The organism is Cobetia sp. Dlab-2-AX (assembly GCF_024124625.1).
Lineage (GTDB): Bacteria > Pseudomonadota > Gammaproteobacteria > Pseudomonadales > Halomonadaceae > Cobetia.
Window position 1 is genome coordinate 287,606 of sequence record NZ_JAMXRV010000001.1, and the last position, 12,795, is coordinate 300,400.

General features: G+C 63.7%; 12 protein-coding genes. 6 read left to right on the forward strand and 6 right to left on the reverse strand.

The annotated features are described in order from the left end of the window. Window positions 1-219 precede the first annotated feature (219 nt). Window positions 220-825, reverse strand: coding sequence for a LysE/ArgO family amino acid transporter (locus tag NH396_RS01255; RefSeq protein WP_175088642.1), 606 nt, complete (start codon window positions 823-825; stop codon window positions 220-222). A gap of 135 nt (window positions 826-960) precedes the next feature. Between NH396_RS01255 and NH396_RS01260 the strand changes: the two genes are divergently transcribed. Next, window positions 961-1,899, forward strand: a complete 939-nt coding sequence (locus tag NH396_RS01260; protein ID WP_253061042.1) for a LysR family transcriptional regulator ArgP — start codon at window positions 961-963, stop codon at window positions 1,897-1,899. Window positions 1,900-1,953: 54 nt separating this feature from the next. Here the strand turns inward: NH396_RS01260 and argE are convergent, their stop codons facing one another. Beyond that, window positions 1,954-3,192 (reverse strand): acetylornithine deacetylase, encoded by a 1,239-nt coding sequence (gene argE / locus NH396_RS01265; RefSeq protein WP_253061044.1) that lies wholly within the window; start codon window positions 3,190-3,192, stop codon window positions 1,954-1,956. A 232-nt stretch (window positions 3,193-3,424) separates the two neighbouring features. Then, window positions 3,425-4,633 (reverse strand): formaldehyde dehydrogenase, glutathione-independent, encoded by a 1,209-nt coding sequence (fdhA, locus tag NH396_RS01270; protein ID WP_253061046.1) that lies wholly within the window; start codon window positions 4,631-4,633, stop codon window positions 3,425-3,427. 455 nt (window positions 4,634-5,088) lie between these two features. Here fdhA and NH396_RS01275 point away from each other — a divergent pair, with 455 nt between their 5' ends. Both NH396_RS01275 and NH396_RS01280 read left to right on the forward strand, forming a co-directional pair. Next, window positions 5,089-5,466, forward strand: a complete 378-nt coding sequence (locus tag NH396_RS01275) for a hypothetical protein (protein ID WP_253061048.1) — start codon at window positions 5,089-5,091, stop codon at window positions 5,464-5,466. 278 nt (window positions 5,467-5,744) lie between these two features. Continuing rightward, window positions 5,745-6,014, forward strand: coding sequence for a class I SAM-dependent methyltransferase (locus NH396_RS01280; RefSeq protein WP_253061050.1), 270 nt, complete (start codon window positions 5,745-5,747; stop codon window positions 6,012-6,014). Window positions 6,015-6,021: 7 nt separating this feature from the next. On the opposite strand, the gene NH396_RS01285 is transcribed toward NH396_RS01280, so the two are convergent. Continuing rightward, entirely contained in the window at window positions 6,022-6,543 is a 522-nt protein-coding gene (locus NH396_RS01285) for a MarR family transcriptional regulator (protein WP_253061052.1), read from the reverse strand. A gap of 333 nt (window positions 6,544-6,876) precedes the next feature. After that, entirely contained in the window at window positions 6,877-8,430 is a 1,554-nt protein-coding gene (locus NH396_RS01290; RefSeq protein WP_253061054.1) for a sigma-54-dependent transcriptional regulator, read from the reverse strand. A gap of 380 nt (window positions 8,431-8,810) precedes the next feature. Between NH396_RS01290 and phhA the strand changes: the two genes are divergently transcribed. The 3 genes from phhA to NH396_RS01305 all read left to right on the forward strand — a co-directional run bounded on the left by phhA (window position 8,811) and on the right by NH396_RS01305 (window position 11,293). After that, entirely contained in the window at window positions 8,811-9,692 is an 882-nt protein-coding gene (phhA, locus tag NH396_RS01295) for a phenylalanine 4-monooxygenase (RefSeq protein WP_253061056.1), read from the forward strand. A 67-nt stretch (window positions 9,693-9,759) separates the two neighbouring features. Further along, window positions 9,760-10,098: a 4a-hydroxytetrahydrobiopterin dehydratase gene (locus tag NH396_RS01300; protein WP_054555480.1), complete on the forward strand. Its 339-nt coding sequence runs from the start codon at window positions 9,760-9,762 to the stop codon at window positions 10,096-10,098. 1 nt (window position 10,099) lies between these two features. Continuing rightward, a complete protein-coding gene (locus NH396_RS01305; RefSeq protein WP_253061058.1) occupies window positions 10,100-11,293 on the forward strand; it encodes an amino acid aminotransferase in 1,194 nt (397 codons plus the stop codon). Between the two features lie 141 nt (window positions 11,294-11,434). On the opposite strand, the gene NH396_RS01310 is transcribed toward NH396_RS01305, so the two are convergent. After that, the gene (locus tag NH396_RS01310; protein WP_253061060.1) at window positions 11,435-12,661 is read right to left on the reverse strand and encodes a LysR family transcriptional regulator; all 1,227 of its coding nucleotides are present in this window, start codon (window positions 12,659-12,661) and stop codon (window positions 11,435-11,437) included. Between the last annotated feature and the right edge of the window lie 134 nt (window positions 12,662-12,795).

Here is a 12,795-nt window from a genome sequence, read left to right on the forward strand (position 1 = left end):
CCGCCCTGCCCATGCGCCTTGCGCCTGCATTGGTGCCGTGCCCTGCCTCCCCTCACGCCAGACATGTAACGAATCTCTGCCATGGCGCTGACGGCCATCTCGACACTGCCCTCTCGGGGCGCTCCCGCTGCGGCGAGCGCCTGACACTGCGTCATGCTTTCTTTACACCCATCGGCGCCTCACGCCTGCTGCTGCCTCTTGCCCGTCTTGCGTTGGCTGCTAGAGCCAGGCACCGCTGCCCAGCTGCCAGGCCACCCACAGCAGGATCGTGGCGATGAAGGCCTCGATGACCTGCCAGGCACGCGGGCTGGTCAGGCGTGGCGCCAGCCAGCCGGCACATGCCACCAGGCCGAAGAACCAGCCGAAGGAGGCCAGGCTCGCCCCGACGATGAAGCTCTCCGGTGACGGCTGTTGCGCGCCGATCGCGCCCAGCATCACCAGCGTATCCAGATAGACCTGGGGGTTGAGCAGCGTGACGGCCAGCGTCGCCGCCAGCACCTTGCCAAGATTGGCCTTGAGGGCGTTGCTGGCCGTCAGCTGGCCGCCAGTGCGCATGCGCCCCAACGCCTTGAGTGCCTGCCAGAGCAGAAATGCCACGCCGCCCCAGCGGGCAATGCTCATCAACAGCGGTGATTGCTGCATCAGCGCGCCAAGCCCGAGCACGCCGGCGATGATCAGCACGCCATCGCACAGTGCGCAGAGCCCCGCCACCCACCATTGATGCTCGCGCTTGAGCCCCTGCCCCAAGACGAAGGCGTTCTGCGCCCCGATGGCGATGATCAAGCCTGCGCCTACCCCCGCCCCATTGAAGAATGACCACCACATATCGCCTGTCCTTTCGTCGTGTCGTTGCCGTGACTGGCGACGCATGCCACGGCTATCAGTGCTGAGGCAGGCAGAGTACGCTAGGATGAATCCATCAAGGAAATTGATTCAGGGAATGGATCATAAGGAATATTGATGCTGGACTATAAATTGCTGGAGGCGCTGGCGGCCGTCATCGATCAGGCGGGCTTTGAACGCGGGGCGCGAGCACTGGGGCTGACGCAGTCGGCGGTCTCGCAGCGCATAAAACTGCTGGAGGCACGGCTGGGGCAGCCGGTACTGGTGCGTACACCGCACCTGGGGCCGACGCCGCTCGGGCGGCGCCTGCTCAATCATGTCCAGCAGGTGCGCCTGCTGGAACATGACCTGCTCGACCAGATTCCCGCCCTCGGCGAGAGCGAGCAGCGACTGCGCATCGCCATCAATGCCGACTCGCTGGCCACCTGGTGGCCGACCGTCACCGGCAGTTTCTGTCGCCAGCGTGACCTGTTGCTGGACATGCTGGTGGAGGATCAGGAAGTGGCGCTCAGGCGCATGCGCGATGGAGAAGTCGCGGGCTGCATCTGTGCCACGCCACGCCCGGTGCAGGGGGCACGCTCCCATCCACTGGGCAGCATGCGCTATCGGGCGCTGGCCAGCCCGGACTTCGTGCAGCGCCACATCACGACACAAGGTCACGCCATCCCGGCCATTCTGCCGGCCGAGACCCTGCGCAGCATGCCCGCCATCGTCTATGGCCGTGATGACCGCCTGCAGCACCGGCTGTTGTCGAGCATGGGCTTCGATGAGCCCTTCCCCCACCACCTCTGCCCGTCATCTGAAGGCTTCGTGCGTCTGGCCTTGAGCGGCATGGGCTACGGCATGATTCCCGAGCAGCAGGCGGCACATCTGCTGGCCAGTGATGAGCTGGTGGATATCGCGCCGAACCATGCCCTCGATGTACCGCTTTACTGGCATCACTGGCGCCACGGAGGCAGCACGCTGGACAAGCTCACCGACCACCTGTTGCGGGAATGCGCCACGGCATTGCGCCCGATGCCGGAGCAGGAGACACCCCGCCCCGGCATGCTGTGAGCGTACGCTTCAGTCGTGCATCAGGCCCGTCAGAAGGGACTCAATACAAGAGCCTCAGCCACCCTGTTGCTCACGCACCAGCTGGGACAGGAAGCGATCACAGGCCGTCAGCTGGCTGAGTTCGATGTACTCATTGGCCTGATGTGCGACCCCGATGCAGCCTGGCCCGCAGACCACCGTCGGCCAGCCTTCGCTCTGGAACTGGCCCGCCTCAGTGGTGTACTCCACGGCCTCGCTGCCCCGCTCGTCGCCCAGCAGGCGCTGACAGAGGCGAATGGCCGGGTCTCGATCGCCATGCCCCAGAGAAGGCACCGTTTCCACCGTGCGTTCGCTACGAATCGCCACTTCCGGCGCCCGCTCACGATAGGGAGCGACCAGACGCTCGGCGTGGGCATCGATTTCCGCCAGCATCGCCTCGACATCCTCGCCCGGCAGGTGGCGCAGCTCCCAGTCGAAGATGCACTCCCCGGCGGTAATGTTGACCGCCGTGCCGCCCTCGATGCGCCCGACGTGCAGACTGGCGTGGGGCACATCGAAGCGCTCGTCCAGATGGCCGCAGTCGATGCGCGCCTGCATGCGGTCTTCGATGAAGGTCACCATGCGCGCCGCCAGATGGATGGCACTCACCCCCCGATAGACCAGGCTGGAATGCGACGGCTTGCCGGTCACCGTGGTGCGCAGATCGGTAATGCCCTTGTGAGCATCGACGATCGCCATCATGGTCGGCTCGCCCACCAGCACCGCGGCCGGACGCGGCAGGCGATCACGCAGGCGCGCGATCATGCGCGGCGCGCCCAGGCAGCCGATCTCCTCGTCATAGGAGAAGGCAAGGATCACCGGCTTCTTGAGCGTGCCCGCACGCTGGGCATTCACCAGTGCCGGCACCGCCGCCATACAACAGGCGATGAAGCCCTTCATGTCGGAGGAACCACGCCCATAAAGGCGACCCTCGGCCTCACGCAGCGTGAAGGGATCACTGTCCCAGGCCTGGCCCTCCACCGGCACCACATCGGTGTGCCCGGAGAGCACCACACCGCCCTCGACTTCCGGCCCGATCACCGCCAGCAGATTGGCCTTGTCGCCACCATCGTTGTGGATGACCTCGGCACTGACACCAGCCACTTCCAGGGCGTCGCGCAGGCAATGGATCAACGCCAGATTCGACTCGCGCGACACGGTATTGAAGCTGACCAGGTGCGCCAGCCAGTCGCGGCTGTCGGGCCAGTCGGAGAAATCGGCGCGCTGTGGCATCAGGCTGGCGGTATTGGCGATGGGGGACGCTGAAGCGGACATGGGCATTCCTGTGCAGATACATCAGAGCGGAGAGCACCATACGCAGCGCGCTGGCCTCATATGCTCACCGGTATAGCGCAGCGCCTCTTCGACAACAAGGGCCTGGCTGCAACAACCGCCTGGCAGGCACGCATCAAGAAAAGACGACGCTGCCACGCCCCGGCAAAGGGCGTGGCAGCGTCGTCTGTGGCGGCAAAACTCCGCTACTGGCGGGATTCAGGCCGTGATGGCGTCAGGCGGCACGGCCGTTGCGCACCATGGCGTGAGGGTCGATGACGAATTTCTTGGCAGCGCCGCCATCGAAGTCCGCATAGCCCTGCGGCGCTTCTTCCAGACTGATGACCTGCACATTGACCGCATCGGCGATGTTGACGCGCCCGAACAGGATCGCCTGCATCAGCGGGCGGTGATACTTCATCACCGGGCACTGGCCCGTGTGCAGCGAGTGGGACTTGGCCCAGCCCAGCCCGAAGCGCATCGACAGCGCCCCGACCTTGGCGGCCTCATCCTCGGCGCCCGGGTCTTCGGTGACATAGAGACCGGGGATGCCGATCTGGCCGCCGGCACGCGTCAGCGCCATTGCCGAGTTGAGCACCGTGGCCGGCTGCTCACGGCCGTGGTCACAACCACAGCCATGCGCCTCGAAGCCGACGCAATCGACGAAGCAATCCACCTCGCGCTCGCCGAGAATCACCTCGACCTTGTCTTCCATCGAGCCTTCCTGACGCAGATCGATGGTCTCGCAGCCGAAGCTCTGGGCCTGCTGCAAACGCTCGGGAATCATGTCGCCGACGATGACACAGGCCGCACCCAGCAGTTGGGCGGACACGGCCGCCGCCAGCCCGACCGGCCCGGCGCCCGCGATATACACGGTGGAGCCTGGCCCGACACCCGCGGTCACGCAGCCGTGGAAGCCGGTGGGGAAGATATCGGACAGCAGCGTCAGGTCACGGATCTTCTCCATCGCCTGGTCGGCGTCCGGGAACTTGAGCAGGTTGAAGTCGGCATAGGGCACCATGACGTAATCTGTCTGACCGCCAGTCCAGCCGCCCATGTCGACATAGCCGTAGGCCGCGCCGGGACGCGCCGGATTGACGTTCAGACAGATCCCCGTCTTGCCTTCCTTGCAGTTGCGGCAGCGGCCGCAGGCGATGTTGAAGGGGACCGAGACGATGTCACCGACCTTGATGAATTCCACATCGCGCCCGGCCTCGACGACCAGACCGGTGATCTCGTGACCCAGCACCAGGCCCTGTGGGGCCGTGGTACGGCCACGCACCATGTGCTGATCACTGCCGCAGATATTGGTCGAGACGACCTTGAGAATGACCCCGTGTTCACACTTGCGATTTCCCAGCGCCAGGGTCGGATAGTCCAGTGATTCGACGCTCACCTTCCCCGCTCCCTGGTAGACAACTCCGCGATTGGCATTGGCTGACATGACGTGCTCCTGGCTGGCATGGGGTTTGGCACGTGGCCGGCGACAGGCAGACAAGCTGGCTTGCACCGCCCGTCACTTTTCCTGCTTAGGCCACCAGCCCCCCGGTCGGTGGCGTCCAACCGCAAGGGCTCATGCAGACTAGGTCAGCTGTCACAGGTTGGCTGTCCAGATGAGGCATCGACATGCCTAAATAAGACAGCTCACGACCAAAGTGTCACTTCAGTTACCCGCAAGCCCACGCACCAGTGCCCCAGAGCCTCTGCTGTTGTTGGCCGGCGACAGCCAGCGTCGATGCATCTCGACACTTGAAGCGCACGCTCATATCCCCCAGTACTGATAGCAGTGTCATCCTGACGACAGACATTGCGACCCGAGCCCGCTTACGGCGGCTCTGGAAGACAATTCTGAACGACAGTTCTGAAAGACAGCTTTGAAAGACACTTCAAGGAGAGATCATGACCCTGACATCCAACGCCCTGCGCAATTCCTGCATGACCCTGGCCATCGTCGGTTCCGCCTTCATCGCCGGTTGCGGCAACACCAGCGTGATCGAGAAGCAGGACACGCGCTACGAAGTCAGCGCCGTCGATGAAGACCGCGATGATGCCATAGCACAGGTCAAGGAACGCGCACTCGAGGTGTGTGAAGAGCAGGACCGCGACAAGTACGATGTGCTCGATTCGCGCGTCTTCGGCCCGCAAGACGCTACCGCCAAGGCCGCCGATGGCAATGACCAGCTGGAAGGTGGCACTATCAATGAAGACACCGAAATGGCTGCCGCCACCCATGAAGGCGAAGGCTACAAGGTCGTCTGGACCGTGCGCTGCCGCTGAGGCGCTCCCCCGTCAGGTAGCGTGACCTGACGGCGCGATCGAACGCGAAAGCGCAGCATCCGTCAAAAAGCCGCCCTCAGGGGCGGCTTTCTTGTGTTCCGACATCCGAAGAGCCCCCCGGAAAGCCGACACTGCCAAGCCTGTGTTCCAAGTCCGCAACCATCGGTTGCCCCGGAAATCAGCCTATTGCGTCACCGCATTAGACGACTCTTGACTATGCTGAGACGACAGCTGCCCCAGCGCCGCTCCTGATCGCCGCGTATACCTGGTGAAGAACGTTGTTACCAGACACCCGGCTGGCATACCTGCGGCGACTCGGATGCTGTACCTACAACTTCGGCACCGACTACGCCCCGACATTGATGGCGTGGCGCGCCAATCTCGACCAGCACTGGCATGAACTGGCCGATACCTACTCACCGCGCGACAAGCGCATGTTCGAGTACTATCTCGGCGCCTGCGCAGGTGCCTTCCATGCCCGTCAGCTGCAGCTGTGGCAGGCGGTGTTCCCCCATGGCACCGTAGGGCGCTACGACGCGCCACGCTGATCGGGTGCTACCCCTGGCGACTGCGCTGATATTCAGCCTGGGAGCGCGCGATGCTGGCACTGGCATTGTCTTCGAGCTGGAGCAAAGCTCGGGCGAAGGCATTGAGCGCTTCGTCATCGAAGCCGACGTACAGCTCGGCACGCACTCGCTCGATGCGCTCCGTCAACTGGGTCAGGCACTGGCGGCCTTGCTCGGTGAACCACAGACAACGCGCCCGCTTGTCGGTCTCGTGCGGCACGCGCGCGATCAGCTGCTGAGCCTCGAGCTGGTTGAGGGTGCGTGTCAGCGACGGCATCTCGATGCCCAGCTCGCTGGCCAGCATCTGCTGGGTACAGCCCTCGCCGAGCTTTTCCAGATGGACCATGACCGTCCAGCGCGATTCCGTCATGTCCAGGCTACGCACCGCGCTGGTGATGGCGGTGCGCCAGAGACGGTGAACCCGGCCGACCTGGCCCCCCAACGAGGGCTTGATCTGCTCGTGAAACGGGATTTCCTGTGTCGAATCCGTCCCCGGAGAATGTGCGTTCATGTATCATCTCTCGATCATGAAGGCTCCCATGACACTCCCCCTCATCAGTACTGAGCGGAAGACCCACGAGAGCCTTGATTGGTGCGGCGTCAGGGCGGCTGTTGCCGGCGATATCAGACGCCATCCATATTAGCTTGCTAACAATATGAGAATCATACCCTTTGTTAGCGAGCAAAACAATTCACCAATTCCGATATTCAAACACGCATTCAAGCACCTCTACGCTCCTGACTTCTTGCCTGCCTTCTTGCCCTTCTCCTTCTCCTTTTCCTGCTCGTCCGCTTTTCTCGCGCCCTGTTGTCCTGACTCTCCCGCCATCAGCTGCACCGTGGGTCACTCCTGTGCGATGCCGTGACGCTTGAGCTTGTTGGCGATGGTGGTATGCGAGACCCCCAGACGCTTGGCCAGCAATCGGCTGGACGGATACTCGGGATAGAGATGCGCCAGGATGCGCCGTTCGACCTCGTCATGGATATCGCCCAGGCTGCCGGTCAGGTCGATGTTGTCCAGCCCCTCATCACGCGCCTCCCCAGTCAGGCGCAGATGCTGCGCCTCGATCACCTCGCCATCGCACAGCGAGACGGCCTGGAACAGCACGTTCTCCAGCTGACGCACGTTGCCCGGCCAGTGATAGCCCTGCAGGCGCGCCATGGCCTCGGGCGAGATATCCCGCACGCGAGCGCCGATCTGGCGCACTGCGCGCTCGAGAAAATGCCTCGCCAGCTCCTCGAGCCCATCCAGACATTCCCTGAGCGGCGGGATCTGCACACACAGCACATTGAGGCGATGGAAGAGATCGTGACGGAAGCGCCCTTCACTGCACAATGCCGGCAGGTCCTGTTGGGTGGCGCAGATCACGCGCACATCGAGGAAGGTTTCCTCATCGCTGCCGACACGCCGGAAACCGCCGTCCTGCAAAAAGCGCAGCAGCTTGACCTGCATGCGCGGGCTCATCTCGCCGACCTCATCCAGGAAGATGGTGCCGCCACTGGTCAGCTCCAGCAGGCCCAGCTTGCCCTCCGGCCGTGCGCCCTCGAAGGCGCCCGGGGCGTAACCGAACAACTCCGTTTCAGCCATCGACTCCGGCAGCCCCGCGCAATTGAGTGCCATGAAGGGTGCCTGGCCGCGGGGGCTGGCCAGGTGGCAGGCCCGCGCCAGCAGCTCCTTGCCGGTGCCGGTTTCGCCCTCGATCAAGAGCGGCGCATCCAGCGGAGCCATGCGGCGAGCTTCCTTGACCACCGCCGACAGCTGACGGCTCGCCTGGAATATCGCTTCGAAGCCGCGCACCTCGGTGCGCTGGATCTGATAGATACGCGAGCCCAGGCGGTCTGCACGGTGCAGGGTGACCACGGCACCCGCCAGCGAAGCAACATCCTCGTTCTCGGTGTGCAATGGCGCGATATCGGCGAGAAAGGTCTCCTCCCCCACCCGCAGGCGCAGGCCATTGAGGCGGGCATTGTTGCGCCGGATCAGCTCCGGCAGATCGACATCCTGGACATGACGCGTCAGCGCCAACCCCGGCACCTCATCGATGCGTACCCCGAGCAACTTGCCCGCTGCGCGATTGGCCGCCACCACGCGCCCATCCATGTCGATGGACATCACCGGGTCCGACAGCGATGACAGCAGCGCATTGAGCTCCAGATGGCGTCGCTCGGTGGGCATCAGGCTGACGCGGCTGACCTTGAAGACCCCGGGAATCTCCTCGAGAGTCGGCTTCAGGGTCGAGAGCTGCATGCGCAGCATGTTGGGCACATGCAGATAGATGGAGTTGTTGGCCTCTCCGCCGACCTCACCGCGCAGCACATTGAGGCCGTAATCGGCAAAGGGGGCCAGGATGTCGCGCAGAATCCCGATTCGATTCTGACAGGTCAGTTTGAGGCGCATGGCGTTCTCGGCATCGTTGTTGGAATTCTTGTCGAAATGATGTCACTGGCTTGACGTCGCCGACCGAGTGACAGCTGAGTGACGTTAACGTAAGCGTTATCAAAAACTTCGTAAAGCATTCCTTACAAAAGACGGCGACACGAAGTGCATGAGCGCCCGAATGGCACAGGATACGCCCAGTCACCGCTCCAGTGTCAGAATTATGTGACAAGACACGTGCCAACGCGGACTCATCTGCCGCGCAAAGCCACGCCTGACCACTGGTCAACGCCACCCGACAAGGCCTAGCGTTGTCATCGACATGCAAGGACTGGCATGTACGCCATAATGACAACACGGCAGCCTGCTTGGCAGCGCCGCCAACTCGTTGGGGAGGTTGCATGAACGCACCGCAGGGTCGTCATTGGCCACAGACATCCCAGGAAGCTCAGCCCGGCTCGCAAACCAGGGCCAATGGCACCCGCTACGTGGCCCATGAGCCGGATGCCCGGGGCCATATCCAATACAGCGATCAGGAAAACGCCACCTGGCAGACACTGATGACGCGCCAGATGGCACTGGTCGAGGGGCGTGTCTGTCGCGAGTATCTGCAAGGGCTCGAGCGCCTTGCCCTGCCAGTGGACCGCATCCCCCAGCTTGGCGAGATCGATCGTGTCCTCGAGGCCACCACCGGCTGGCGAACCGCTCGCGTGCCGGCCTTGATCCCCTTCACGCGCTTCTTCGAGCTGCTCGCCGAGCGGCGCTTCCCGGTTGCCACCTTCATCCGCTCCCCGCAAGAACTCGACTACCTGCAGGAGCCGGACATCTTCCACGAGATCTTCGGCCACTGCCCGATGCTCACCCACCCCGCCTTTGCCGAATTTACCGCCACCTACGGACGCCTCGGTCTTGCCGCCAGCAAGGAAGAACGTGTCTATCTGGCCCGCCTCTACTGGATGACGGTGGAATTCGGCATGCTGCGCGAGACTCAACCCGATGGCAGTCGTGCGCTGCGCCTCTACGGCGGCGGCATCATCTCCTCGCCGCGCGAGACCCGCTACGCCCTGGGTGAGCTTGCGGAGAGTCTCGAGCGCCCCGAGCATCTGCCCTTCGATGCCGTCGAGGCACTGCGCACCCCGTATCGCATCGACATCCTGCAGCCGCTCTACTATGTCCTTGAGTCACTGGAGGACCTGCATGAACTCGCCAGTCGCGACATCATGGCGCTGGTCCACGAAGCGATGGCCCTTGGCCTCAAGACGCCGCGCTTCGCACCACGTTGATCGCAGCGGCCTCCTTGCGCTCCTTATCACCCGCCCCACCCTCTTTTCTCAAGCCGGAGATAGTGACATGACCGAACTCGCCAGACAGTCCTGTGAAGCCTGCAGCTTCGATGCGCCCAAGGTCAGCGATAGCGACATCGAGACGCTCAAGACCGCCATTCCCGAGTGGCAGTTGCTCAATCGCGATGGCATCATGCAACTGGAACGGTGCTTTACGTTCCGCAACTTCAAGCAGGCACTGGCATTCACCAACCGCGTAGGCGAGATTGCCGAGGAAGTCGGGCACCACCCGGCACTTCTCACCGAGTGGGGCAAGGTCACCGTGACCTGGTGGTCCCACGAGATGAAGGGTCTGCACAAGAACGATTTCATCATGGCCGCCAGAACCGACGAGGTAGCGAAATAAGATGTTCGAGCAGATTGCGCGTGTACCCGGGGATGCCATCCTCGGCCTGATCGAAGCCTTCAACAAGGACACCAACCCGCAGAAGGTCGACCTCGGCGTGGGTGTCTATCGCGATGCCAACGGCAATACGCCGGTCATGCGTGCGGTCAAGCAGGCCGAGAGCCGTCTGGTCGAGAATGAAGTCACCAAGACCTACATCGGCTCTCACGGTGACCCGCGCTTCGGCAAGGTCGTGCTGCCGATGGTGCTGGGTGCCGAGTCGCCGGTGCTGGCCGCCAATCGCGCCAGCGCCACCCAGGCGCCCGGGGGTACCGGTGCCCTGCGTCTGGCCGCGGACTTCATCGCCAGCAACCTCAAGGGCCGTGATATCTGGCTGTCCACCCCGACCTGGCCGAACCACCTGGGCATCTTCGACGCCGCTGGCGTCACGCGCCACAGCTACCCCTACGTCGACGAGAGCAACCGCCTCGACTTCGATGGCATGCTGGCGACGCTCAAGACCATCCCGGAAGGTGACGTGGTACTGCTGCACGCCTGCTGCCACAACCCGACCGGTTTCGATCTGAGCCGCGAGCAGTGGGACCAGGTGCTGGAAGTCGTCCAGGCACGCCAGCTGCTGCCGCTGATCGACTTCGCCTACCAGGGCTTCGGTGACGGCCTGGAAGAAGACGCCTACGGCGTGCGCCTGCTGGCCGAAAATGTCGATGAAGCCATCATCACCAGCTCCTGCTCCAAGAACTTTGGCATCTATTGCGAGCGCACCGGCTGCCTGATCCTGATCGCCAAGGACGAGGAGAGCATGCTCGACGTGCGCTCCCAGGCCGCGATCACCGCGCGCGAGAACTACTCCAACCCGCCGGCCCATGGCGGCGCGGTAGTCATCGACATCCTCGAGGACGACACCCTGCGCGGCGAGTGGCAAAGCGAGCTGACCGAGATGCGTGAGCGCATCAACGGCCTGCGTCGTGACTTCGTCGAGGCACTCAAGCCGTATGGTCTGGATGAGCAGTTCGCCTTCATCGCCGAACAGCGTGGCATGTTCTCCTACACCGGCCTTTCGCCGGAACAGGTCGATCGCCTGCGTGACGAGTTCGGCATCTACATGGTGCGCTCCGGGCGTGCCAACGTGGCCGGCTTCTCCACCGAGAACCTGCCCTACGTGGCCAAGGCCATCGCGACCGTCGTCAAGGGCTGAGCCCGAACGAGCGCTGTCGTGAAAGACAAGAAAACCCCGCCAATCGGCGGGGTTTTTTAATGGTCTGTTGACCGGCCCGGTGTTTGGCCTGACCTCTACTCTGAGGCAAGGCTTCCGCCAGGCGCCTGCGCCATCAGCCGATCAGCCTTCCTCGTCCGCCTGCGGCAAGCGGGCAAGACTCGCCGCCACCTCCTCTTCGAGCAGGCTGATCAGCAAGGCCTGTACCGCGTGCAGCGACTCCCCTTCCTCGGCCGTCGGCAACTGCCACTTGAGCTCCAGATAGCGCTCGCTGCGCATCGAGAGCGGCAGGCCGATCAGGTCGCCTCTGGCGTCCTCGAGCGCCTGCTGCGCCGACAGCGCATCAATGATGGTGGCGGCACTGCCCGCGCGCGCCAGGCGCCCGGCACTGGCCGGCGTGGCGACTTCCAGCAGACTCGCCGGCGTCACACGCTCACGCTTGAGCAGCCCACGAATCAAGCGCCCCTGACTGCTGGTTTCCGGCAGATCGACGAAGGGGCGTTCATTGAGGCGTGCAAGGGTCAGCGGCTTGTCCAGCAGTGGCCAGCGTGAGGGCCACAGCAACATCAAGGGCAGCTTCAGCGCGGGCGGTGCCTCGGCTTGCGCCTCGTCACCGCCCTCTTCGCTTGCCGCGCTCCGGGGGGCGGTCCTTTCGGCATTGTGCGCATCATCCTCGACGTCAAACGCAAGCTCCGGCGTATCCCCCAACTCGGGCATGGCAGCCTTGGCGGCGGGCTTTGCCTCGGCGTCATCGCCTTCGATGAGAGTCGTCTCCTCTCGCGCACGCTGACGCAGGCTGGCCTTCAGCTCGCGGGCGCGTGCCGCCGCGGTCTTGGCACGCTTGCCGCCCTGGGGCTCCGGCGGTGCTTCCAGGCTCACCGCCATCGCGACCTGGCCCTCGCGGATGGCGAGATCATGCTGGGACACCTCGAGCACTTCCAGGCTGGGCAGCCACTCACTCAAGGCTTCACTGGCCGCAATACGTGTCAGCCAACCGGCACTGAAGGCCTCCAGACCGGGCGTGACCGCCAGCACGAGACGCGGACGCTTGCCGCTGCCCGGCCCGAAGGCCAGTCGCCTGAGCTCGGATTGAGCGCTGAACATCCGGGCGAGTGATGGCGTCAGGCGCTCGGCTTCCGGGGTCGGCACCAGCTTGCCACCCTCGCGCAGAAACAACGAATAACCCAGCGTCTGCTCGAGCTGTGCCAAGCCCCGCGAGACCACCGGCACGCTGATCCCCAGTTGCGCGGCACCGCCTTTCATCGAGCCACACTCGATCACCGCCCACAGCATTTCCAGCTGACGCAGTCGTATGCCGGGTTCACGGGTGCCTGTGTCTGACTGCGCCATGGTGTTGCTCCTTGAAGGGTTCGTCCGCGATGTTCCGAGAGTCAGCGCTGATCGCTGGCTCATTTAGCCTTACGCTAATCATGCTGGCTCCAAATGTCACGCTCAAGCTGTCTACAGCACGCTCAAGCTGTCTA

Coding starts and splice junctions, on each gene's coding strand:
- NH396_RS01275 (WP_253061048.1), top strand. CDS start 5,089: ATGACCCTGACATCCAACGCCCTGCGCAATTCCTGCATGACCCTGGCC.
- phhA (WP_253061056.1), top strand. CDS start 8,811: ATGAACGCACCGCAGGGTCGTCATTGGCCACAGACATCCCAGGAAGCT.
- fdhA (WP_253061046.1), bottom strand. CDS start 4,633: ATGTCAGCCAATGCCAATCGCGGAGTTGTCTACCAGGGAGCGGGGAAG.
- NH396_RS01285 (WP_253061052.1), bottom strand. CDS start 6,543: ATGAACGCACATTCTCCGGGGACGGATTCGACACAGGAAATCCCGTTT.
- NH396_RS01290 (WP_253061054.1), bottom strand. CDS start 8,430: ATGCGCCTCAAACTGACCTGTCAGAATCGAATCGGGATTCTGCGCGAC.
- NH396_RS01255 (WP_175088642.1), bottom strand. CDS start 825: ATGTGGTGGTCATTCTTCAATGGGGCGGGGGTAGGCGCAGGCTTGATC.
- NH396_RS01260 (WP_253061042.1), top strand. CDS start 961: ATGCTGGACTATAAATTGCTGGAGGCGCTGGCGGCCGTCATCGATCAG.
- NH396_RS01310 (WP_253061060.1), bottom strand. CDS start 12,661: ATGGCGCAGTCAGACACAGGCACCCGTGAACCCGGCATACGACTGCGT.
- NH396_RS01305 (WP_253061058.1), top strand. CDS start 10,100: ATGTTCGAGCAGATTGCGCGTGTACCCGGGGATGCCATCCTCGGCCTG.
- argE (WP_253061044.1), bottom strand. CDS start 3,192: ATGTCCGCTTCAGCGTCCCCCATCGCCAATACCGCCAGCCTGATGCCA.
- NH396_RS01300 (WP_054555480.1), top strand. CDS start 9,760: ATGACCGAACTCGCCAGACAGTCCTGTGAAGCCTGCAGCTTCGATGCG.